The following is a 22,385-nucleotide window of genomic DNA, read 5'->3' as shown; positions in this document are numbered from 1 at the left end:
CGGGTGTGCTGGCGGTGGCCGCGCAGGGTCCCGTGCTCGATGCCTTCTTCCTGGCCGATCAGGCTCACGGGGTGGCTCCTTTCGGTGTGGTGGGGCACCCGGTCCGGGCCGACGGGGCGGGCGATAGGTTCCGGGGTATGGCAGGCAGGACGCACTCCGTGACCAATCAGCCCCCGCCCCTGACCGGGTACGACGTCTATTCGGCCGACCGGGCACTGGTCGAGGCGGTCGAGCGGCATGTCGACCCGGCGGTACTCGACGAGGCGCGCGACGAACTCGCGGCGCTGGGCCGGTCCGCCGGGTCGGCCCAGGTGCAGGAGTGGGGGGTGCAGGCCGACACGAACCCGCCGCGGCTGCGCACCCACGACCGCTACGGCAACCGGATCGACGAGGTCGACTTCCACCCGGCCTGGCACCGGCTGCTCGGCAAGGGCGTCGGGGCGGGCCTCACCGGCGCCTGGACGCGGCCGGGCGGACAGGTGCGGCGGGCCGCCGGATTCCTGGTGTGGACCCAGGTCGACGCCGGGACCTGCTGCCCGCTGTCGATGACGCACGCGGCCGTCCCGGCCCTGCGCCACGACCCGGCGCTCGCCGCCGAGTGGGAGCCGCGGCTGACGTCCACGCTGTACGACCGGACACTGCGGCCCGCCGATCAGAAGGCGGGGGCGCTGTTCGGGATGGGCATGACCGAGAAGCAGGGCGGCAGTGACGTACGGGCCAACACGACGGCCGCGGTGCCGCTCGCCGAGGCCGGCACCTATGCGCTGACCGGGCACAAGTGGTTCTGCTCGGCGCCGATGTCGGACGGGTTCCTGGTCCTGGCGCAGGCCCCCGAGGGCCTGACCTGCTTTCTGGTGCCGCGGGTGCTGGCGGACGGCACCCGCAACGTGTTCCTGCTCCAACGGCTGAAGGACAAACTGGGCAACCGGTCGAACGCCTCGTCCGAGGTCGAGTTCGACGGGACCTGGGCGCGCCGGGTGGGTGCGGAGGGGCAGGGGGTGCGCACCATCATCGAGATGGTCGCGGCCACCCGGCTGGACTGTGTGCTGGGTTCGGCGGGGCTGATGCGGCAGGCCGTGGCACAGGCGGTGCACCACTGCACCTACCGGGAGGCGTTCGGCGGGCGGCTTCTGGACAAACCGCTGATGCGCAATGTTCTGGCCGATCTCGCGCTGGAGTCGGAGGCGGCGACCACGCTGGCGCTGCGCCTGGCGGCCGCCTGCGACGACGGGGGCGAGCAGGAGCGGGCACTGTTGCGGATCGCGGTGCCTGCGGCGAAGTTCTGGGTGACCAAGCGGTGCGCGCCGGTGGCGGTGGAGGCCGCAGAGTGCCTGGGCGGCAACGGTTACGTCGAGGAGTCGGGCCTGCCCCGGCTGGTGCGCGAGTCGCCGCTGAACTCGGTCTGGGAGGGCGCGGGCAACGTCCAGGCGCTGGACGTGCTGCGGGCACTGCGCCGGGAGCCGCAGGCGCTGCACGCCTACCTCCAGGAGGTCGGACGGGCGCGGGGCGCCGATCACCGGCTGGACCGGGCGATCAAGGACCTGCTGACCGAGCTCGCCGATCTGGAGGGCATCGAGGGCCGGGCCAGGCGGCTCGCCGAACGGCTGGCGCTGGTGCTCCAGGGGGCGCTGCTCGTGCAGTACGCGCCGGCCGAGGTCGCGGACCTGTTCTGTGCCTCGCGGCTGGGTGGCGACTGGGGCGCGGCCTTCGGGACCCTGCCGGCCACCCTGAACCTGGCGGCGGTGGTGGAACGCGCGCGACCGGTCGACTGACCTGCGGGTTCGGCATCGTATGACCGCGGGGGTGGTGCTGCGCCGACACGGCACCACCCCCGCGAGGTTGGCCCTGCGAGGCCAGGAACGCCGCTCGGGACGGCGTGCGTCAAGTTTCGAACAAAGCATTGAGGTGCACCAGGGTTGCAGGGGGTTGCAACTTGCGGGCCCGGGTGTCCGGAGTCAGCCCCTCCGGCGCCGTCGGGGGGCATGATGTGACGCACCGCCCGAACCGGCGGAACAGGACCGGAAACCGTCGGCCGCAGGGCTTGACTTTTCCGGTTGTCGTAGGAGTTTCCCGGGGGGCCCAGTGGCGTACTCGCCGAAGAACATGACGCAACTCGCCTCCGTCGACGCACCGCGTGCCGCGCGGATGCTCAGCGACATCCGCGACGCCACCCTCGCCGGGAAGCGCGCGCCGATCGCTCCCCGTCCGGTGATCGAGCAGTCCTGGCGGCGCATGGTGCGCAGCGGGGTCGACCCCGAGCGCGACTTCAGATCGGGGCTGCTCGCCGCCGACGAGGTGCGGCGGCGGCGCGAGGAGTCCCCGCTGCGGCACGTCCTGCCGGTGCTGCGCGAGGGGCTGCTGCAGTTCGCGGACGTCACCCGGCACATCATGGTGGTCGCCGACGCGGACGGCCGGGTGCTGTGGCGCGAGGGCTGCTCGCCGGTGCTGCGCAAGGCCGACGAACTCGGGTTCGAGGTCGGCGCGGACTGGCGCGAGGACGTGGTCGGCACCAACGGGGTGGGCACCCCGGCGGTGGTACGCCGTCCCGTGCAGGTGTTCGCCGGCGAGCACTTCGTCCGCAGTCAGACGAGCTGGACCTGCACGGGGGCGCCGATCTCCGATCCGCGGGACGGCCGGCTGCTCGGGGTGGTGGACCTCAGCGGCCCGCTGGAGACGATGCATCCGGCCACGCTCTCCTGGGTCGACACGGTGGCCAAGCTCGCCGAGTCCCGGCTGCGCGAACTGCACCGGAACTCGCTGGAGCAGCTGCGCGCTGTGGCGGCGCCGGTGCTGGCGCGGCTCGGCGACCGGGCGGTGGTGGTGGACCGGGACGGCTGGACCGCGGCCGTGACGGGGATGCCGTACACGAACCGGATCGCCCTGCCCAAGTCGCTGGCGGCAGGCCGCCGGTGGCTGCCGGCGCTCGGTCCGAGCGCGGTGGAACCGCTGGCCGGCGGCTGGCTGGTGCGGCCGGCCGCGGAGCCGGGGCCGCGGACGGCCACCCGGATCGTGCTGGATCTGGGGCAGCCGCGCGGCTGGTCGGTGACGGTGTCCGGCAGCGCGGGCTCCTGGACCCACGAACTGAGTCCCCGTCATGCCGAGTTGCTCTATCTGCTGGCCGTCAACCGCTCGGGGCGCAGCGCGGCGGGCCTGGCCGCCGACGTGTTCGGCGACCCGGCCCGCACGGTGACCGTCCGGGCCGAGATGTCACGGGTACGGAGGTACTTCGGGGGGTTTCTGGAGCATCGGCCGTATCGTTTCTGTGAGGACGCGTCCGTGGAGGTCCTGCTGCCCGGCGACCCCCGTGACCTGCTGCCGCACTCCACCGCCCCGGCGGTGACGAAGGCCCGGGAGTCGGCCGCCCTGGCCTGACCCTCCCGGCGGGTGCGCCCCGGCGTGCGGTTGCGCGTCGACCAGCCATACCGCATATGCCGCATCCGCAGGTGTCTTCCGCATATTTGCGAGGTCTTCGTCCCCGGCAGTGTCCGGCTGTCGTAGCATCCCTTGCACGGGCCACCCCATCTGCTCCTCGGTCAACGTACTGATCGACAGGCGCAGTTGGTCCGCCTCGGGAGGTCTGATGAAGCAACGTGGCAGGCACCGCCGACGCAGGCGAGGGCGGGCGCTGCGCGCGTTCCTGTCCGGAGCGGCCCTCGCGCTCACCGCCGCGGCCACCATGATCAGCGCATCGCAGGCCACGGTCGCCGACGACCCCGGGGCGCTCAAGCCGCTCACCTCGACCGCCGAGACGGCCCGGCTGCGGCTGACGGAGAACCTGGTGCCGGCCGGCGACCTGAGCCGGCTGGTCGGCGGGATGGGACGGCCGGTCGGCGTCACCGACGTCCTCGCCGGGGCCGACCACACCCTGCGCGGCGCGGCCGACTGCACGTCGGACGAGAAGCAGGCGCTGCCCGTCGCGCCGGCGGCCACCCGCGCGTACTGCTGGAACGCGGCGGACACCGACGGCTGGCGGGCCGGAGCGGTCACCACCTCCGGGGACGCCGACGGCGACGGCCGCTGGGGCGCGCACCGCGTGATCCTCTCCGGCTGGACGGGCCCCGGTGGCGCGGTCGGCGAGCGGGGGCTGGCCCGGGTCGCCTTCGTGGACGCCGACGACCTGGACCACCTCAGCTACACCTGGGTCCTCCTCGCCGTGCCGGTCGACGGCGGCCGGGACTACCGGGGGCTCGCCTCCCATGTCTCCGGCATGGTCTGGTACGAGGACAAGCTGCTGGTCACCGCAGACGACGGCGACCGGGCCGCGCTGTACGTCTACGACATGAACCGCGTCCAGCGCGCCACGGTCGAGGCGGAGGCGGTCGGCCGGGTGCCGGGCGGCTGGTCGGCGCACGGCTGCCGGTACGTACTGCCGGCCGTCGGCTCCTACCGGCTCGGCGGCGCCGACGGCACCCCGCGCCCCGCCGCCGTCTCGCTGGACCGCAGCACGGTGCCGGACAGCCTGGTGGCCGACGAGTGGACCTCCGGCGACGGCCCGGGACAGGCCCGCCTGTGGCGCTACTCCTTCAGCACGGCACCCGGGCGCTCCGGGCTGCTCGCCACCGATGCCACGGGCCGCGCACCCGCGACCGAGGCCTACCGGACGAAGGTCTCCGAGGTCCGGGGCGTGCTGTCCCTCGGCGCGCACTGGTACCTCAGCCGCGCGGCCGACGACGGCGGCGGACCCGGCGGCCTGTGGCGGCAGGACACCGACGGCGCGCGGGCCACCCGGTGCGGGGCCGAGGGCGGACGCACCTGCTGGAGCCCGCGGACGGAGTCGCTGTCCTACTGGCAGGAGACCGGCGAGGTCTGGTCCCAGTCCGCCCGGATGCTGTTCGCACTGCCTCTGACCTCGATCGACAGATCATTGGACTAGATGATTCCCTGTCCGGTATGACGAACATTCCCGTGACCACCTGGTCCCTGGAGCAGACCGCGCCGACCGACGTCCTGCCGGCCTCCGCGCCCGAGGGCGACGTGCGGATCGTGCGCGCGGAGGTTCCCTCGCCGGAGTTCAGCCGCTTCCTGTACGCGTCGGTGGGCGGGGACATCCGCTGGACCGACCGGCTCGGCTGGCCGTACGCGCGCTGGCGCGAGCACCTGGACCGGCCGGGCGTGGAGACCTGGGTCGCCTACGACCACGGCACCCCGGCCGGTTACGTGGAGCTGGAGCCGCAGGACGACGGGGCCGTGGAGATCGTCTACTTCGGGCTGATCGAGGCCTTCCGCGGGCGCCGGATCGGCGGGCACCTGCTGGCGTACGGCGCCGCCCGCGCCTGGGACCTCGCCGAGCGCTGGCCGGGGCTGCCGGAGACCAAGCGGGTCTGGCTGCACACGTGCAGCCTGGACGGCGAGCACGCCATGGACAACTACCAGCGCCGGGGCTTCAGGCTGTTCGACACCAAGGTCGAGGAGCAGCCCGAGGTGACCTCGCCGGGCCCCTGGCCGGGCGCCTATCCCGTCTGACCTGCGCTGACAAGACAGCGCGCACACCATGTGATCGACAACACCCTGGTCTCACGATGCGGGACCAGGGTGTCCGCATGACGGACGAAGCTGGACTGGTTCCAGAACGCCGTGACACGCTTCCGTCATGTCTGGAACTGGAATTGCCTTGGTGAGTCGGCGGCACGTCGACCTCGGCCGCATGTCCAGCGCCATCTGTCCGGCGGGCTGACGAGCCGTAGCGCCGCAGTTTTCCCCTTTGGTCTTTCCCTGCGCAGAGCCGCGCACAGAACGCTTCCGTGCGCCCGTACGCACTGGTCAGAGCCGCTTTCCGCCTGTCTTGAAGGACGTAGAACCATGGCCGCCACCCCGCAGAACCCTGCTGCCGCCGCGCCCCGCCGCAAGGTGAGCCGTCACCGCGGCGAGGGTCAGTGGGCCGCGGGGCACTTCACCCCGCTCAACGGCAACGAGCAGTTCAAGAAGGACGACGACGGTCTCAATGTGCGGACACGCATTGAGACGATCTACTCCAAGCGCGGGTTCGACTCGATCGACCCCAACGACCTGCGCGGCCGGATGCGTTGGTGGGGGCTGTACACCCAGCGCAAGCCCGGGATCGACGGCGGCAAGACCGCGGTCCTGGCGCCGGAGGAGCTGGACGACTCGTACTTCATGCTGCGCGTCCGCGTCGACGGCGGGGCGCTGACCACCCGGCAGCTGCGGGTCGTCGGCGAGATCTCGCAGGAGTTCGCCCGCGGTACCGCCGACATCACCGACCGGCAGAACATCCAGTACCACTGGATCCGGATCGAGGACGTGCCGACGATCTGGGAGCGGCTGGAGGCCGTCGGCCTGTCGACGGTCACCGCCTGCGGCGACACCCCGCGCGTGATGATCGGCTCGCCCGTCGCCGGCATCGCCGAGGACGAGATCATCGACGCCACCCCGGCGCTGGAGGAGATGAAGCGCCGGGTGCTGAACAACCCGGCGTACTCGAACCTCCCCCGCAAGTTCAAGACGGCCATCTCGGGTTCGCCGGTGCTGGACGTGGTGCACGAGATCAACGACGTGGCGTTCGTCGGCGTGCGCCACCCCGAGCACGGCCCCGGCTTCGACGTGTGGGTCGGCGGCGGCCTGTCCACCAACCCCAAGCTCGGTGTGCGGCTCGGCGCGTGGGTGCCGATCGACGAGGTGCCCGACGTCTACGAGGGCGTCATCTCCATCTTCCGTGACTACGGCTACCGCCGGCTGCGCAACCGCGCCCGCCTGAAGTTCCTCGTCGCCGACTGGGGCGCGGAGAAGTTCCGTCAGGTCCTCGAGGACGAGTACCTCGGCGGGCGCAAGCTGGTCGACGGACCCGCCCCCGAGCAGCCGGTGCAGCGGTGGCGCGACCACATCGGCGTGCACCGCCAGCGGGACGGCCTGTTCTACGTCGGCTTCGCCCCGCGCGTGGGCCGCGTCGACGGCGCCACCCTGACGAAGATCGCCGATCTCGCGGAAGCGCACGGCTCGGGCCGGGTGCGCACCACCGTCGAGCAGAAGATGATCGTCCTCGACGTGCCCGAGGACCAGGTCGACTCGCTCGTCGAGGGCCTTCAGGCGCTGGACCTGACGGCCCGGCCGTCCTCCTTCCGGCGCGGCACGATGGCCTGCACCGGCATCGAGTTCTGCAAGCTCGCCATCGTCGAGACGAAGCAGCGCGGCTCCCAGCTGATCGACGAACTGGAGCGCCGCCTGCCGGAGTTCGACGAGCCGCTCACCATCAACCTGAACGGCTGCCCGAACGCCTGCGCCCGTATCCAGGTGGCGGACATCGGTCTCAAGGGCCAGCTCGTCGTCGACCACAACGGCGAGCAGGTCGAGGGCTACCAGGTGCACCTCGGCGGCGCGCTCGGCCTGGAGGCCGGGTTCGGCCGCAAGGTGCGCGGCCTGAAGGTCACCTCGGAGGAGCTGCCCGACTACATCGAGCGGGTGCTGAAGCGGTTCCAGGACGAGCGCGCGGACGGCGAGCGGTTCGCCGCCTGGGCCGCGCGCGCCTCGGAGGAGGCCCTCTCATGAGCGAGCGGGCCGCCCCCTTCTACTGCCCCTACTGCGGCGACGAGGACCTGCGTCCGAACGAGGCCGGTCACGGCGCCTGGGAATGCGCGGCGTGCAACCGCGCATTCCAGCTGAAGTTCCTCGGGCTGCTGACCCGGGGCCTTCACAACTCCAACGCCGGAGGGGACGACGAGACATGACGACCACTCAGCAAGAGCGTACGGCGGACGACCTCAGGGCCCTCGCCGAGCAGGCGGGCCGCGACCTGGAGGACGCCTCCGCGCTGGAGATCCTCCGGTGGGCGGCGGACACCTTCGGCGAGCGGTTCTGTGTCACCTCCTCCATGGAGGACGCGGTGGTCGCGCACCTCGCGTCCCGGGTCAGGAAGGGCGTCGACGTCGTCTTCCTCGACACCGGCTACCACTTCCCGGAGACCATCGGCACCCGCGACGCGGTCGAGGCCGTGATGGACGTCGAGGTCATCACCCTGACCCCGCGTCAGACGGTCGCCGAGCAGGACGCGCAGTACGGGCCGAAGCTGCACGACCGCGACCCCGACCTGTGCTGCAAGCTCCGCAAAGTGCAGCCGCTGGAAGAGGGATTGACGGGTTATCAGGCCTGGGCGACCGGCCTGCGCCGCGACGAGTCCCCGACCCGGGCGAACACCCCGGTCGTCGGCTGGGACGAGAAGCGGCAGAAGGTCAAGATCTCCCCCATCGCCCGCTGGACCCAGGACGACGTCGACGCCTACGTCGCCGAACACGGCGTACTGACCAACCCGTTGCTGATGGACGGTTACGCCTCCGTCGGCTGCGCCCCCTGCACCCGTCGCGTCCTGGAGGGCGAGGACGCGCGCGCCGGCCGCTGGGCCGGACGCGGCAAGACCGAGTGCGGGCTGCACGGCTGACCATGACACAGATTCAGGAGACACACGTGACGACCGGAGCCACCGTCTGGCTCACGGGTCTGCCGAGCGCCGGCAAGACCACCATCGCGTACGAACTGGCAGGCCTGCTGCGGGCGGATGGCCACCTCGTCGAGGTGCTCGACGGCGACGAGATCCGCGAGTTCGTCTCGGCGGGCCTCGGCTTCAGCCGCGAGGACCGGCACACCAACGTGCAGCGCATCGGCTACCTCGCCGAACTGCTCGCCCGCAACGGCGTCAAGGCGCTGGTCCCGGTGATCGCGCCGTACGCGGACAGCCGGGACGCGGTGCGGGGGCGTCACCAGCAGAGCGGGGCGGCGTACCTGGAGGTGCATGTCGCGACCCCGGTCGAGGTGTGCTCGGTCCGCGACGTGAAGGGGCTGTACGCCAAGCAGGCGGCCGGCGAACTCTCCGGGCTGACCGGCGTCGACGACCCGTACGAGGCGCCCGAGGCGCCCGATCTTCGTATCGAGTCCCAGCACCAGACCGTGCAGGAGTCCGCGGCCTCGGTGTACGCCCTGCTCAACGAGAGGGGACTGGCATGACGACCGCTGCCGAGCTCAAGGAGGGCACCGCGGGCCCGTACGCCCTCAGCCACCTGGACGCGCTGGAGTCCGAGGCGGTGCACATCTTCCGCGAGGTGGCGGGCGAGTTCGAACGGCCGGTGATCCTCTTCTCCGGCGGCAAGGACTCCATCGTCATGCTGCACCTGGCGCTGAAGGCGTTCGCCCCCGCCGCGGTGCCGTTCTCCCTGCTGCACGTCGACACCGGCCACAACTTCCCCGAGGTGCTGGAGTACCGCGACCGCGCGGTGGCCCGGCACGGGCTGCGGCTGCACGTGGCCTCGGTGCAGGACTACATCGACCGCGGCGTGCTCAAGGAGCGCCCCGACGGCGTCCGCAACCCCCTGCAGACCCTCCCGCTCACCGAGAAGATCCAGAGCGAGCGGTTCGACGCGGTCTTCGGCGGCGGCCGCCGCGACGAGGAGAAGGCCCGCGCCAAGGAGCGCGTGTTCTCCCTGCGCGACGAGTTCTCCCAGTGGGACCCCCGCCGCCAGCGCCCCGAGCTCTGGAACCTCTACAACGGCCGCCACGCACCCGGCGAGCACGTCCGCGTGTTCCCGCTGTCCAACTGGACCGAGCTGGACGTGTGGCAGTACATCGCCCGGGAGGGCATCGAGCTCCCGCAGATCTACTTCGCGCACGAGCGCGAGGTGTTCAGCCGCAGCGGGATGTGGCTGACCGCCGGCGAGTGGGGCGGCCCGAAGGACGGCGAGACCGTGCAGAAGCGCCAGGTGCGCTACCGCACCGTGGGTGACATGTCCTGCACCGGCGCGGTCGACTCCGACGCCGTCACGCTGGAGCAGGTCATCACCGAGATCGCCGCGTCCCGGCTCACCGAGCGCGGCGCCACCCGCGCCGACGACAAGCTCTCCGAGGCCGCGATGGAAGACCGCAAGCGCGAGGGGTACTTCTAGACATGAGCACCACCACGACCGAGGAGCTCTCGGCCACCACCCTGCTGCGGTTCGCCACCGCCGGCTCCGTCGACGACGGCAAGTCCACCCTCGTCGGCCGGCTCCTGCACGACTCCAAGTCGGTCCTCACCGACCAGCTGGAGGCCGTGGAGCGCGCCTCGGCGAGCCGCGGCCAGGAGGGCCCGGACCTCGCGCTGCTCACCGACGGTCTGCGCGCCGAACGCGAGCAGGGCATCACGATCGACGTGGCCTACCGCTACTTCGCCACGCCCCGGCGCCGCTTCATCCTCGCCGACACCCCCGGCCATGTGCAGTACACCCGCAACATGGTCACCGGCGCCTCCACCGCCGAGCTGACCGTCATCCTCGTCGACGCCCGCAACGGCGTCGTCGAGCAGACCCGCCGGCACGCCGCGATCGCCGCCCTGCTGCGGGTCCCGCACGCGGTCCTCGCGGTGAACAAGATGGACCTCGTCGGCTACGAGGAGTCCGTGTTCGCCGCGATAGCCGAGGAGTTCACGGCGTACGCGACCGAGCTGGGCGTCCCCGAGGTCACCGCGATCCCGATCTCGGCGCTCGCCGGGGACAACGTGGTCGAGCCGTCCGCGAACATGGACTGGTACGGCGGCCCGACGGTGCTGGAGCACCTGGAGTCGGTGCCGGTCAGCCACGATCTGGCGCACTGCCACGCGCGGCTGCCCGTGCAGTACGTGATCCGGCCGCAGACCGCCGAACACCCCGACTACCGGGGATACGCGGGCCAGATCGCGGCCGGTTCGTTCCGCGTCGGCGAGTCGGTGACGGTGCTGCCGTCCGGCCGGGCGACCACGATCTCCGGCATCGACCTGCTCGGCAGGCCGGTGGACGTGGCCTGGACGACGCAGTCGGTGACCCTCCTGCTGGCGGACGACATCGACATCTCGCGCGGCGACCTGATCGTGCCGAGCAAGGACGCGCCGCCCACCACGCAGGACGTCGAGGCGACCGTCTGCCACGTGGCCGACCAGCCGCTGACCGTCGGGCACCGGGTCCTGCTCAAGCACGGCACCCGCACGGTCAAGGCGATCGTGAAGGACATTCCGTCCCGGCTCACGCTCGACGACCTGTCCCTGCACCCGCACCCGGGACAGCTCCTCGCCAACGACATCGGCCGGGTGAAGATCCGCACCGCCGAGCCGCTGCCGGTCGACTCCTACGCCGACTCGCGCCGCACCGGCTCGTTCATCCTGATCGACCCCAGCGACGGCACCACCCTCACCGCGGGCATGGTCGGCGAGTCGTTCGCCGCCCCGGACCCGGTCAAGGACGCGTCGGAAGACGACGGTTGGGATTTCTGAGCATGAACACCCCGGACTACTACGCGACGTTCGCGAAGGAGGGCGGCCGCGTCGGCAGCGGCGCCCTGGGCAGCGGCGAGGGCGGAGTCGCGCGATGTGCGCGCTGACGTACGCGCACCGCCTGCGCGCCCAGTCCCCCCGTCTTCCGTCCCGGAAAAGACGGAGACCGTCCGCCGACCTCCCGGCCACGACCTGAGTGACGTGACCGCCGGGCCGACGAGAGGAACTCCTCCCGTGCCTGCCAGCCTTCCGCCTCCCCGGCTCCGCCCGCGCAGGGGCGCTCCCGCCCTCCTGCGCCGTGGTGTGGCCGTCGTCGCCGCTCTTCCGCTGCTGGCGCTCGCCGCGTGCGGCTACGGTTCGCAGGCCGCCGGCACGCCCGCGGACCAGCAGATCGCCGCCGGAGCCGAGAAGATCGACGGCCTCGGCTCCGTGAAGATCGGCTACTTCGGCAACCTCACCCACGGCACCGCGCTGGTGGGGGTACGGAAGGGCTACTTCCAGAAGGAACTCGGCGCCACGGCGGCCAGGTACCAGGTCTTCAACGCGGGCCCGTCCGAGATCGAGGCGCTGAACTCGGGCTCGATCGACATCGGTTGGATCGGTCCGTCCCCGGCGATCAACGGCTACGCCAAGTCCGCGGGCAAGGGCCTGCGCATCATCGGGGGTTCGGCCTCCGGCGGTGTGAAGCTCGTGGTGAACCCCGAGAAGATCAAGTCCCTGAAGGACGTCAAGGGCAAGAAGATCGCGACCCCCCAGCTCGGCAACACCCAGGACGTGGCGTTCCTGAACTGGATCTCCGAGCAGGGCTGGAAGGTCGACGCGGAGAGCGGCAGGGGCGACGTCTCGGTGGTCCGCACCGACAACAAGATCACCCCGGACGCCTACAGGTCCGGTTCCGTCGACGGGGCGTGGGTGCCGGAACCGACCGCGTCCAAGCTGGTCGCCGAGGGTGCGAAGGTACTGCTCGACGAGGCCGACCTGTGGCCGGACAAGAAGTTCGTGATCACGAACATCGTCGTGCGGCAGGAGTTCCTCGAGCAGCACCCGAAGGCCGTCGAGGCGGTGCTGCGGGCCTCCGTCGAGGCCAACAAGTGGATCAACGCCCGCCCCGACGAGGCGAAGGCCGCGGCGAACGAGCAGCTGGAGGCCGACTCCGGCAAGGCGCTGCCGGCCGCGGTGATCGACCCGGCGTGGAAGTCGATCCGGTTCACCGACGACCCGCTGGCCGCCACCCTCGACACCGAGGCGCGGCACGCGGTCAAGGCCGGTCTGCTGGAGAAGCCCGACCTGAACGGCATCTACGACCTCACGCTCCTCGACAAGGTCCTCGAGGCCGAGGGCGCCGCCGCCGTCGACGACGCCGGTCTCGGCGCGAAGTAAGCCCCGTACCCGAAGAGTTCCCAGGAGGTGACGACCATGGCCACGACCTTCGCCAAGGCCGCCGTATCGGTGGAGTACGCGGCACGCATCGAGCATGTCTCGAAGTCCTTCGCCGGTCCGGGCGGACAGCAGCTCGTCCTGGACGACGTCAGCCTCGATGTCGCGCCCGGCGAGTTCGTCACCCTGCTGGGGGCCTCGGGCTGCGGCAAGTCCACGCTGCTGAACCTGGTGGCCGGACTGGACCGGCCGACCACCGGCTCCATCGCGACGGACGGCCGGCCCGCCCTGATGTTCCAGGAGCACGCCCTCTTCCCGTGGCTGACCGCGGGCAAGAACATCGAACTCGCCCTGAAACTCAGGGGAGTCGCCAAGAACGAGCGCCGCGGGAAGACCGAGGAACTGCTCGAACTGGTCCGGCTGAAGGGCGCGTACGGCAAGCGGGTGCACGAGCTGTCCGGCGGCATGCGCCAGCGGGTGGCACTGGCCCGCGCGCTGGCGCAGGAGAGCAATCTGCTGCTGATGGACGAGCCGTTCGCCGCCCTCGACGCCATCACCCGGGACGTGCTGCACGACGAGCTGACCCGGATCTGGGCGGAGACCGGGCTGTCCGTCCTGTTCGTCACGCACAACGTGCGCGAGGCGGTCCGGCTCGCCCAGCGCGTGGTGCTGCTGTCCTCCCGCCCGGGGCGCGTGGCCCGGGAGTGGACGGTCGACATCCCGCAGCCGCGCCGGATCGAGGACGCCCCCGTGGCGGAACTGTCCCTTGAGATCACCGAAGTACTGCGTGGGGAGATCCGCCGTCATGGCCAGCACTGAGACAAGGACGACGACGGGGGAGGCCGGCAGCGTCGAGGCGGGCCTCGACGCGCTGGAGAGCCCGGTGGCCGGCCGGCCGCCGCTGCGGCAGACCCTGCGCGAGAAGGTCCTGCCGCCGGTCGTCGCCGTAGCGGTGGTCGTGGTGATCTGGCAGGGCCTGATCACCCTGAAGATCGTCGACGACCCGTCGAAGCTGCCTTCCCCCGGGGCCGTCTGGGCCGAGGTCCGGGACGCCTGGCTCAAGGGCACCCTGCTCGGTTACATCTGGACGAGCGTCTCGCGCGGCCTGCTCGGCTTCGGGCTCGCCCTGCTCATCGGCACCCCGCTCGGCCTGCTCGTGGCGCGCGTGAAGTTCGTGCGCGCGGCGATCGGCCCGACCCTGTCCGGCCTCCAGTCGCTGCCCTCGGTCGCCTGGGTGCCGCCCGCCGTGATCTGGCTGGGCCTCCAGCCGTCGATGATGTACGCGGTGATCCTGCTCGGCGCGGTGCCGTCGATCGCCAACGGCCTGGTGTCCGGCGTCGACCAGGTGCCGCCGCTGTTCCTGCGCGCGGGCCGCACCCTGGGGGCGACCGGTCTGCGCGGCACCTGGCACATCGTGATGCCGGCCGCGCTGCCCGGCTATGTCGCGGGCCTGAAGCAGGGATGGGCGTTCTCCTGGCGGTCGCTGATGGCCGCCGAGATCATCGTGCAGGCGCCCGACCTGGGCGTGGGCCTCGGCCAGCTGCTGGAGGTGGCCCGCACCAACAGCAGCATGGCGCAGGTGTTCCTCGCCATCCTGCTCATCCTGTTCGTCGGCATCGCGATCGACCTGCTGATCTTCAGTCCGCTGGAGCGGTGGGTGCTGCGCAGCCGCGGCCTGCTGGTGAAGGGCTGACGCCCGTGCACAGCGAGCCGGTCCTCCTCGTCATCGCCCACGGCAGCCGCGACCCGCGGCACGCCGCGACGGTGCACTCCCTCGTACGCCGGGTGCGCTCGCTGCGCCCGCACGTCCGGGTGGAGACCGGCTTCCTGGACTTCAACGTGCCGTCCGTGCCGGGCGTGCTGGAGTCCCTGGCGGCGGAGGGGGTGCGTGACGTCGTGGCCCTGCCACTGCTGTTGACGCGCGCGTTCCACGCGAAGGCGGACATCCCCACGGTGCTCGCCGCCGCGCCGCCGCGGCTGCGGATCCGGCAGGCGGAGGTGCTCGGCCCCTCGCCGCTGCTGCTCTCCGCGCTGGAGCGGCGGCTGTACGAGGCGGGGCTGGCGCCCGCCGACAAGGCCTCGACCGGGGTCGTGCTGGCCTCGGCGGGGTCCACCGACCCGGAGGCGATCGCGGTGATCGCAGACATCGCGCGGGAGTGGCGGCACACCGGTTGGTGCGCCGTGCGGCCCGCGTTCGCCTCCGCCTCCCTGCCCCGCACGGAGGACGCGGTACGGGAACTGCGGGCCCTCGGCTGCTCCCGGGTCGCCGTCGCCCCGTACGTCCTCGCCCCCGGCTTCCTGCCGGACCGCATCGCACGGGGCGCGCAGGGTGCGGACGTCCTCGCGGACGTACTGGGGGCGGCACCCGAGGTGGCCGCCCTGGTGCTGGACCGCTTCCGCGCCGCGGCGTCGGCCGCGCCGTTTCGGCAGATCGCCTGATCTTCTGTTTCCACAGTGCCGGACGCGCTCACCGGCCTGCTGTTGAAGGCCGGCTGACCGGCTCCCGGGCGTCGGGCAGCGCGTCGGTCTACAGGATCACTGCCGGGAATCCCGTCGGGGCCGCGACCGGGGCGATGTTCTGCGTCTGCCTGTCCATCTGCACGTAAGTCGCCGTGTATTCGACCCCTTCGGGTACGTAGTACTCCAGCTCATTGGGGTTGGTCGACATGCTGCCGTAGGTGTGGACGTTGAAGGTGACTCCGTACCAGACGGGCGAGTTGGCGTTGTTCTGCGCGTGGTTCGCGCATTTCAGCAGCATCCGCTTCAGCGGCTCCTCGAAGCTGCGGTTGAAGCTCGCGTTGGTGGTGCTGGTCATGGGCGTCAGATTGGCCGATATTCCCTTGCCGCCCAGGTTGTCGTTCCACAGGTGTCCCTTGACCCAGCCGCTGCCGTCCCTGGTGTTCAACTCGTCGACCAGCGTGCACTGATCACTTCCGGGACGCGAACCGCTGTAGGTGTTCCCAGGGGCGCAGATGCTCGGCCCCAGTGTGACGGTGACGCTCGTTCCGCCCATCCGGTTCAGAGGCCCACCGTTGTTCGCGGGACCGTAGGCCGGGGCGGCCCACTGCCACGGGAACGTGCTCCAGACGGGGAGCGGCGTACTGCCCGTGTCGGAGCGGGTCGCGACGCGCTGGAGCGGCTGTTCGCCCTGCTGGAGCATCTGGACGACGGCCGTGTTCCCCGCGGTGGCCTGTAAGCCCAGCAGATTGTGCGCAGGGGCGGGAGACGGTACGTGCACCGGGGGCAGATCGGTGTCGATCCCGTTGTCCCGGCGGTTCTCGCGATTGCGCATGGAAGCCTCGACTCTGGTGCGGGTGTGCCGACTTCTTGTACTTACGCGCTGAAGCGGCATTGATGCCAGTCGCATACAAGCGGCGTGGCCGAGGTTGAACTCGACGGTACCCTCGACGCCTTCGGCGCACTGCGGGGCGCGGCACGGCACCTCTCGCGGCAACCGGGACTGGTGAGCTGGTTCCGCCAGTGGGCGAAGTTCGAGGCGGAGGCGGTCACCCTGTGGACCTACGAATGCCGGGTCATTCCGGGCCTGTCGCAGACGGAGGCGTACGCGCGTGCGGTGACCGTCAGCGTGCCGCCGGTCAAGGACGACGAACAGGTCGACCAGCAGGTGGCGGCCCGCCTGGAACGCCAGAACTCCGGCAGAGCCCGCAGCTCGCGGTCACCCCTGAGACGTGGCAGAGCTTCGTCTCGTTCGCAGGCCGGGCCTGAACACCGCTACACCCCTGGAAGGTCGGGGCGGAGAGCATCTCTGATCTCGCTGAACTTCGCGGCCGCCGCCGGAGTCCACTCCCTGGCCTGCCCACTGGTGCGGAGGACGTCCTCGACCTCGCTGAGCGTCGCGGGGGACAGCACGCCCGCCCGCTCGATCAGGTCGCCCTGGGACACGGTGGTCAGCCAGGTGCAAGGGGTGAAGCCCGGACGGGGGAAGGCGAACCGCAGCACGCCGTCGAAGGGCAGTCCTTCGACGGCACCCACTGCCATTTCGACGCCCAGACCACTGATGTCGATGCCCGCCGGAGCGACGACCTGCATGGCCTGGAAACCCGATGCCTCGTCTCCCGACAGCAGTACGACCGGGCGGCGTTCGTCGAACCAGGCCCACCAGACTTCACCACGGCGCACATGTCCTCCTCGCTGGGGCCACAGAGTAGTGCCTGCCCGGTGGCGGGCGATGTCCGATCAGCGCGGTGTTTCTTCTCCGCGCGGCAGGTCCCGGCGGCACAGGTCGTCGCCGAGTCGGGTGCGTGAGTAGCGGACGACGCGGCCGGTACGGGTGCCGGTGAGCAGGCCCGCGTCGCGCAGGACGGCCAGGTGCTGGCTGACCGCTCCGGGGGTGACGTCCAGGCGGTGGGCCAGTTCGGTGGTCGAGGCCGGCTCGGCGAGCAGGCGCAGCAGACGGGCACGGGGGCGTCCCAGGAGGCGGGCCAGGACGTCGCCGGCGACCGGGGGCGGGCCCTCGGAGAGGGTGGCACGGCCGCGTGCCGGATACATCAGCAGCGGAGGCCGGGCGGGATCGATCGGCGGCTGGGCACCACGAGCGAACATCGTCGGCGTCAGCACCAGGCCACGCCCGTCGATGCTCACGTCGGCCCAGGGGACCGGCAGCATGAAGTCCCTGGTGGACAGCCGCAGATGGCTGCCCGTCCAGACCAGCCGCGCGTCGAGTCCCGACAGCATCGCGCCGACGCCCCGCTCCGCCAGCACCCGTCCCCGGTGGGCGAGGTCGGCCTCCAGGATGTGCTGTACCCGGGGCCACCAGTCGGCGGCGAGGCAGGTGTGCCAGTAGGCGTCGAGGGCGTCCGCGAGCCGGGTGAGGAGGAAACCCGGATCGGTGAGACCCCGGGCGAGCACGGGCGGGAGTGTCTGCCGGGTCCGGTAGGTGGCCCGGAAGCCTGCGACGACGACCTCCGCCGGGGTGGCGCGCAGCAGGTCCACCTCGTCGGCGAAGGCCGGGCGGGCCCGGGTGGGACGCGGGGTGAGGAAGTCCGGTACCCACAGCCAGGGGGCGACGAGCGCGGTGAGCAGTTCGTGGTCGAGGGTCTTCAGACCCGGACGGATGCGGCGCAGCCACGGCCGGTGGTGGGGGTAGCGTGCCGGGTCGTGCAGACAGCGCAGCGACAACACCGTCTCCTGGAGCGGTGAGTACGCGAAGGACGTGGTCGCGAGGTCATCGACGGCGAAGCGTAACTCGATCATTGAGCACCACGCTAAATCATTGTCGGCACCCGTTCCGCTGCCGGTTGGCTGTCTTCATGACCACGACACCCGCCGCCGAACCTGCCTCCGAGCCTTCCGCCGCCCCCTCCTCCGGACCCGCCTCCCGACCCGCCGAAGCCGGCTCCGGCGCGCCGCCGCGGCCCGTCACCCGCGCCGCCGGGCTGCTGCCCGCCGACCCCGTGCTGCGCCGGGCCACGGTCCTGACCGCGTTCAACTCCCTCGGAAACGGCCTCTACTTCCCACTCGGCGCGCTGTACTTCACCCGCATCGTCGGCCTGGACACGACCGCGGTCGGGCTCGGGATGACGGCCGCGGGGCTGGTCGGCGTGGCGGCCGGGATCCCCGCCGGGCGGGCCGCCGACCGCTGGGGTGCCCGGCGGGTGGGTTCGCTGCTGTGGGGTGGCACGGGTCTGGCCACGACCGCCTACGTCCTGGTGCACTCGTACGTCGGCTTCCTCCTCGCGGTGGTCTGCGCGACCGGGTTGCAGATGGCGAGCCGGGGTGTGCAGGGCGCGCTGTACGCGGACGTGCTGCCCGCGGCGACCCGGGTGGAGGCGCGGGCGTATCTGCGGATGGTCACCAACGTGGCCATGGGCGTGGGCGGGGTGTTCGGTGCGGTGGCCCTTCAACTCGACACCCGTGACGCGTATATGACGGTGATTCTGCTCAACGCGCTGTCGTTCGCGGCACCCGCGCTCATGGTGCGCCGGCTGCCGCTGGCCGAACACGCGGTCGGTCGTGCGCCGGTCGCGGCGGACACTCCGGCCGCCGACCGCTGGCGTGCGGTGCGGGACCTGCCGTTCCTGGCGGTGACCGTACTCAATTCCGTGCTGGTCGTGCAGTACACGCTCTCCGAGGTCGGTCTGCCGCTGTGGATCGTGGAGCGGACCGAGGCGCCGCGCTGGACGGCCGCGATGCTGATGATCGTGAACTGTGTCCTGGTCGCACTGCTCCAGGTGCGGGTGGCCCGCCGCATCGGACAGGTCCCGGGCGCGGTACGGGCGTTGGGCTGGGCCGGGCTGCTGCTCGCCGCGTCCTGCGCGGTGTACGCGCTCTCCGCGGGCCTCTCCCCCGTGTGGGCGGTGCTCGCGCTGACCGTCGGCGCGGTGGTGCAGGTCTTCGCCGAGGTGCTGTCCGCGGCGGGCGGCTGGACCCTCGGCTACGAACTCGCCGACGCCCGCGCGCACGGCGTGTACCAGGGCGTCTTCGGCGCCGGTATGTCCGCCGGGATGATGGCGGGACCGGCTCTGGTGACGGTGACCGCGATCCGGCACGGCAGTGCGGGCTGGGCGGTGCTCGGCGTGCTGTTCGCGGTGGTCGGCCTGGCGGTGGCGCCCGCCGTCCGGTGGGCCCGGCGGGACGGGGCCTGGCGGGGCGAGGGCGCCTGACCCGGCTTCCCCCGCCGGGGCTCGCCCCGCGCCGCGGCAGCGGTCAGCCGGTCAGCTCGACGAGTTTGAGCACGGTGTTCCAGTTGCGCGTGGTGGCGATCAGGCCCTTGGTGATCCGCGACCTGGCGAGCTGTTCGGCGAGCTTGGAACGGCCCAGGCCGTCCGGGGCGTACAGGTACAGGGCGCGGTCGCCGAGGCGGAACTCCTCGGGGAGGAAGGCGGCCCGGTCGATCCCGGCGTAGCGTTCCTCGCCGACCGGTTCGGAGACGTACGTGACGTGCAGCTGCTTCGCCTCGAGTTCGGCGGCCGGGAACGGGCAGGCGTCGGCGACCGCCCGCAGATAGGCGTGGTCGCGGACGATGACGTCGACCGGGAAGCCGAACCGCTTCTCGATCGCCTGCGCGAGCTCGGCGGCGAGGGACTCCTCGTCGCCGTGGTCGGGGGTGAACACGGCCTGACCGCTCTGGAGATGGGTGCGGACACCGGCGTACCCGAGGCCCTCCATGAGGACGCGGAGCTCGGCCATCGGGACCTTCCTGTTGCCGCCCACGTTGATTCCGCGCAACAGCGCCGCATAAGTCGTCATCCGGCCAGCCTAGAGCGGTCCCCGTGCCCCGCGGGGGTGACCGCGAGGACCGCTCGGACCCACGGATCCGCTCGTCGGCGGGAGCGCGGCGGCACCACACGTCCCCGATCCGCACCCCCGAGAGACGGGGATGCGTGTAGGGGACCGTCATCCTCCCCAGTACGGAGCCGGCGCGGTCCACCGGGATGAGCCGGGACCGCCCCAACTCACCGGGCAGTACGACGAGATGTCTTTATCGGGCCCATACCGTCGTAGGGAAAAGGTGGCGGCAGGGGCTGTCACCGCGGACGAGGGGGCAGGCCCGTCATGGGGACTGGAGATGCACGGGTGCGGGGGATCGCCGCACGGGCCGGCGGCTGGAGCGCCCGGCACCGATGGGCGGCCGTCGGGATCTGGGTCCTGTTCGTCGTCCTGGCGATGGGGCTGGGCTCGGCGGCGGGCCGGGTCGACGTCGACGAGAGCGACCAGCTCAAGGGCGAGACCCACACCGCCGCGACGATCGTGAAGGACGCGGGGATCGAGGAGCCGGCCGGGGAGACGGTGCTGATCCAGGGCCGGGACGCCGGGGTCCGGGCCACCGACGCCGAGTTCCGCGCGACGGTCGCCGATGTCGTCGAGGCCGTGCGGGCCACCGGCCGGGTCACCGACGTGACCTCGCCGTACGACACGCAGACGATCTCGAAGGACGGGCGCAGCGCGCTGGTGCAGTTCGACATGCGCGGCGACGCCGAGACCGCCGGGGACCGGGTGGAGCCCGTCCTGAAGGCCGTCGAGGGCGTCGGGAAGGAGCACGCGTCGCTGCGGGTCGAGGAGATCGGCGGCGCCAGCATGAACAAGACGTTCTCCGACGCGTTCGGGGACGACTTCCAGAAGGCCGAGCTCTCCGCGGTGCCGGTGGCCCTCGGTATCCTGCTCATCGCCTTCGGCGCGCTGGTGGCCGCGCTGCTGCCGGTGGCCCTGGCGATCACCGCGATCATGGCGACGATGGGCCTGATGGGCGTCGTCAGCCACGTGATGCCGATGAGCGACACCGCCAACTCCGTGATGCTGCTGGTCGGTCTGGCCGTCGGCGTCGACTACTGCCTGTTCTACCTGCGCCGCGAGCGCGAGGAGCGCGAGGCGGGCCGGGACGCGCAGACGGCCCTGCGGGTCGCCGCCGCCACCAGCGGCCGGGCGATCGTGGTCTCCGGTGTCACGGTGTGCGTGGCGATGGCGGGCATGCTGTTCACCGGGCTCGCCGGGTTCGAGGCGATGGGCCTGGCCTCGCTGATGGTCGTGGCGGTCGCCATGGTCGGTTCGGTGACCGTGCTGCCCGCGCTGCTGTCCCTGCTGGGCGAGCGGGTCGAGGCCGGCCGGATCCCGTTCCTGAACCGCCGTCGGCGGTCCGGCAGCGGGAACAGCCGGTTCTGGACCGCGGTCCTCAAGGGCGTACTGGCCAAGCCGGTCGTCTCGGTCGTGGTCGCGGCCGGCGCGCTGCTGGCGATCGCGGCCCCCGCGGTCGGCATGAAGACCCAGAACCTCACCCTGGACCAGGAGTTCGGCGACTCGCTGTCCATCGTGCAGACGTACAACCGCGTCAACGAGGCCTTCCCCGGCGGCTCCGAGCCGGCCGAGGTCGTCGTCAAGGCCCGGGACATCAACGCCCCCGACGTGAAGGACGCGCTCGCGCAGTTCAAGGAGCGGGCGATCAGCTCGGGCGCCTCGCGCGGCCCCGTCGAGATCAAGCTGCACGACGCGCAGAACATCGCCTTCGTCTACGTGCCGCTGGTCGGCGGCTCCGACCAGGACAAGGCGAGCGCGAGCCTGGAGAAGCTGCGCGACGAGGTACGGCCCGCCACACTCGGCAAGGTCGACGGCGTCCAGGCGCCGATCACCGGCAACGTCGCGGGCAACCACGACTTCAACGACCAGCTGCTCGGCTCCGTCGCCCCGGTCTTCGCGTTCGTGGTCGTCTTCGCCTTCCTGCTGATGCTGGTGTCGTTCCGCTCCCTGACCGTCGCGATCACCTCGATCGCGCTGAACCTGCTCTCGGTGGGCGCGGCGTACGGCATCCTCGTGGCCGTCTTCCAGCACGGCTGGGGCGCCTCGCTGGTGGGCGCGGAGGGCGTCGGTGCCATCGTCACCTGGCTGCCGCTGTTCCTCTTCGTGATCCTGTTCGGCCTGTCGATGGACTACCACGTGTTCGTGGTCTCGCGGATCCGCGAGGCGCGGCTGCGCGGCCGTACGACGACGGACGCGATCCGGCACGGTGTGGTCACCACGGCCGGTGTCGTGACCAGTGCCGCCGTCATCATGGTCGCCGTGTTCGCGATCTTCGGAACGCTGTCCATGCAGTCCATGAAGCAGATGGGCGTCGGCCTCGCGGCCGCGGTGCTCATCGACGCCACCGTCATCCGCGGTGTGCTGCTCCCCGCGGTCATGGCGCTGCTGGGTGAGCGCAACTGGTACCTGCCGAAGTGGCTGAACCGGATGCCCGACCTCACCCACGACGAGGCACCCGAGGCCGTGACCGCGACCGCGGTCTCCGACGGGGGTGAGCCGATCCGGGTGTGACGCACGACGGGGCGGGTCCGGGGCCGCT

21 protein-coding genes and 1 pseudogene are annotated in these 22,385 nt (G+C 71.7%); 18 read left to right on the top strand and 4 right to left on the bottom strand.

Annotated elements, in window-relative coordinates; all coding sequences use genetic code 11:
- Positions 1-137 precede the first annotated feature (137 nt).
- The 15 genes from ACWC24_RS09140 to ACWC24_RS09070 all read left to right on the top strand — a co-directional run bounded on the left by ACWC24_RS09140 (position 138) and on the right by ACWC24_RS09070 (position 15,034).
- A complete protein-coding gene (locus tag ACWC24_RS09140) occupies positions 138-1,772 on the top strand; it encodes an acyl-CoA dehydrogenase family protein (protein WP_450662172.1) in 1,635 nt (544 codons plus the stop codon).
- A gap of 331 nt (positions 1,773-2,103) precedes the next feature.
- Positions 2,104-3,372 carry a GAF domain-containing protein gene (locus ACWC24_RS09135; protein WP_450662188.1) on the top strand — a complete coding sequence of 423 codons (1,269 nt, stop codon included), beginning with the start codon at positions 2,104-2,106 and terminating at the stop codon, positions 3,370-3,372.
- A 208-nt stretch (positions 3,373-3,580) separates the two neighbouring features.
- Positions 3,581-4,873, top strand: a complete 1,293-nt coding sequence (locus tag ACWC24_RS09130; RefSeq protein WP_450662171.1) for a hypothetical protein — start codon at positions 3,581-3,583, stop codon at positions 4,871-4,873.
- A 17-nt stretch (positions 4,874-4,890) separates the two neighbouring features.
- Positions 4,891-5,463, top strand: coding sequence for a GNAT family N-acetyltransferase (locus ACWC24_RS09125; protein ID WP_450662170.1), 573 nt, complete (start codon positions 4,891-4,893; stop codon positions 5,461-5,463).
- 127 nt (positions 5,464-5,590) lie between these two features.
- Positions 5,591-5,674, top strand: coding sequence for a putative leader peptide (locus ACWC24_RS09120; protein ID WP_309500612.1), 84 nt, complete (start codon positions 5,591-5,593; stop codon positions 5,672-5,674).
- Positions 5,675-5,799: 125 nt separating this feature from the next.
- Positions 5,800-7,500 (top strand): nitrite/sulfite reductase, encoded by a 1,701-nt coding sequence (locus tag ACWC24_RS09115; RefSeq protein WP_450662169.1) that lies wholly within the window; start codon positions 5,800-5,802, stop codon positions 7,498-7,500.
- Positions 7,497-7,679 (top strand): hypothetical protein, encoded by a 183-nt coding sequence (locus ACWC24_RS09110; protein WP_450662168.1) that lies wholly within the window; start codon positions 7,497-7,499, stop codon positions 7,677-7,679. The genes ACWC24_RS09115 and ACWC24_RS09110 overlap by 4 nt, the downstream gene beginning before the upstream one ends.
- Positions 7,676-8,386 carry a phosphoadenylyl-sulfate reductase gene (locus ACWC24_RS09105; RefSeq protein WP_450662167.1) on the top strand — a complete coding sequence of 237 codons (711 nt, stop codon included), beginning with the start codon at positions 7,676-7,678 and terminating at the stop codon, positions 8,384-8,386. Before ACWC24_RS09110 ends, ACWC24_RS09105 begins: the two co-directional genes overlap by 4 nt.
- A gap of 2 nt (positions 8,387-8,388) precedes the next feature.
- Complete coding sequence (cysC, locus tag ACWC24_RS09100) at positions 8,389-8,949, top strand: adenylyl-sulfate kinase (RefSeq protein WP_450662166.1); 561 nt, start codon at positions 8,389-8,391, stop codon at positions 8,947-8,949.
- The gene (gene cysD, locus ACWC24_RS09095) at positions 8,946-9,881 is read left to right on the top strand and encodes a sulfate adenylyltransferase subunit CysD (protein ID WP_450662165.1); all 936 of its coding nucleotides are present in this window, start codon (positions 8,946-8,948) and stop codon (positions 9,879-9,881) included. The genes cysC and cysD overlap by 4 nt, the downstream gene beginning before the upstream one ends.
- Positions 9,882-9,883: 2 nt before the next feature.
- On the top strand, positions 9,884-11,218 hold the full coding sequence (locus ACWC24_RS09090; protein ID WP_450662164.1) for a sulfate adenylyltransferase subunit 1: 1,335 nt from the start codon (positions 9,884-9,886) through the stop codon (positions 11,216-11,218).
- A gap of 234 nt (positions 11,219-11,452) precedes the next feature.
- On the top strand, positions 11,453-12,598 hold the full coding sequence (locus tag ACWC24_RS09085; protein ID WP_450662163.1) for an aliphatic sulfonate ABC transporter substrate-binding protein: 1,146 nt from the start codon (positions 11,453-11,455) through the stop codon (positions 12,596-12,598).
- Between the two features lie 36 nt (positions 12,599-12,634).
- Entirely contained in the window at positions 12,635-13,414 is a 780-nt protein-coding gene (locus ACWC24_RS09080; protein WP_450662162.1) for an ABC transporter ATP-binding protein, read from the top strand.
- Positions 13,401-14,288: an ABC transporter permease gene (locus ACWC24_RS09075; protein ID WP_450662161.1), complete on the top strand. Its 888-nt coding sequence runs from the start codon at positions 13,401-13,403 to the stop codon at positions 14,286-14,288. The genes ACWC24_RS09080 and ACWC24_RS09075 overlap by 14 nt, the downstream gene beginning before the upstream one ends.
- A 5-nt stretch (positions 14,289-14,293) precedes the next feature.
- Positions 14,294-15,034: a sirohydrochlorin chelatase gene (locus tag ACWC24_RS09070; RefSeq protein WP_450662160.1), complete on the top strand. Its 741-nt coding sequence runs from the start codon at positions 14,294-14,296 to the stop codon at positions 15,032-15,034.
- 88 nt (positions 15,035-15,122) lie between these two features.
- On the opposite strand, the gene ACWC24_RS09065 is transcribed toward ACWC24_RS09070, so the two are convergent.
- Positions 15,123-15,887: a hypothetical protein gene (locus tag ACWC24_RS09065; protein WP_450662159.1), complete on the bottom strand. Its 765-nt coding sequence runs from the start codon at positions 15,885-15,887 to the stop codon at positions 15,123-15,125.
- 117 nt (positions 15,888-16,004) lie between these two features.
- Here ACWC24_RS09065 and ACWC24_RS09060 point away from each other — a divergent pair.
- Positions 16,005-16,244, top strand: a pseudogene (locus ACWC24_RS09060) (Scr1 family TA system antitoxin-like transcriptional regulator); the annotation flags it as partial.
- Between the two features lie 83 nt (positions 16,245-16,327).
- On the opposite strand, the gene ACWC24_RS09055 reads toward ACWC24_RS09060, so the two are convergent.
- Both ACWC24_RS09055 and ACWC24_RS09050 read right to left on the bottom strand, forming a co-directional pair.
- Positions 16,328-16,735, bottom strand: coding sequence for a type II toxin-antitoxin system PemK/MazF family toxin (locus ACWC24_RS09055; protein ID WP_450662158.1), 408 nt, complete (start codon positions 16,733-16,735; stop codon positions 16,328-16,330).
- Positions 16,736-16,792: 57 nt separating this feature from the next.
- Positions 16,793-17,809: a helix-turn-helix domain-containing protein gene (locus ACWC24_RS09050; RefSeq protein ID WP_450662157.1), complete on the bottom strand. Its 1,017-nt coding sequence runs from the start codon at positions 17,807-17,809 to the stop codon at positions 16,793-16,795.
- Between the two features lie 56 nt (positions 17,810-17,865).
- Here ACWC24_RS09050 and ACWC24_RS09045 point away from each other — a divergent pair, with 56 nt between their 5' ends.
- Positions 17,866-19,218, top strand: coding sequence for an MFS transporter (locus ACWC24_RS09045; RefSeq protein WP_450662156.1), 1,353 nt, complete (start codon positions 17,866-17,868; stop codon positions 19,216-19,218).
- A 43-nt stretch (positions 19,219-19,261) separates the two neighbouring features.
- On the opposite strand, the gene ACWC24_RS09040 is transcribed toward ACWC24_RS09045, so the two are convergent.
- Positions 19,262-19,804, bottom strand: coding sequence for a DUF1697 domain-containing protein (locus tag ACWC24_RS09040; RefSeq protein ID WP_450662155.1), 543 nt, complete (start codon positions 19,802-19,804; stop codon positions 19,262-19,264).
- A 306-nt stretch (positions 19,805-20,110) separates the two neighbouring features.
- On the opposite strand from ACWC24_RS09040, the gene ACWC24_RS09035 reads away from it, so the two are divergent.
- Complete coding sequence (locus ACWC24_RS09035) at positions 20,111-22,357, top strand: MMPL family transporter (protein ID WP_450662154.1); 2,247 nt, start codon at positions 20,111-20,113, stop codon at positions 22,355-22,357.
- Positions 22,358-22,385: the final 28 nt, after the last annotated feature.

It is taken from the genome of Streptomyces sp. NPDC001443, from assembly GCF_053597355.1.
The sequence above is the reverse complement of the archived record's forward strand: the minus strand, read 5'-3'. Positions and strand labels throughout refer to the sequence as shown.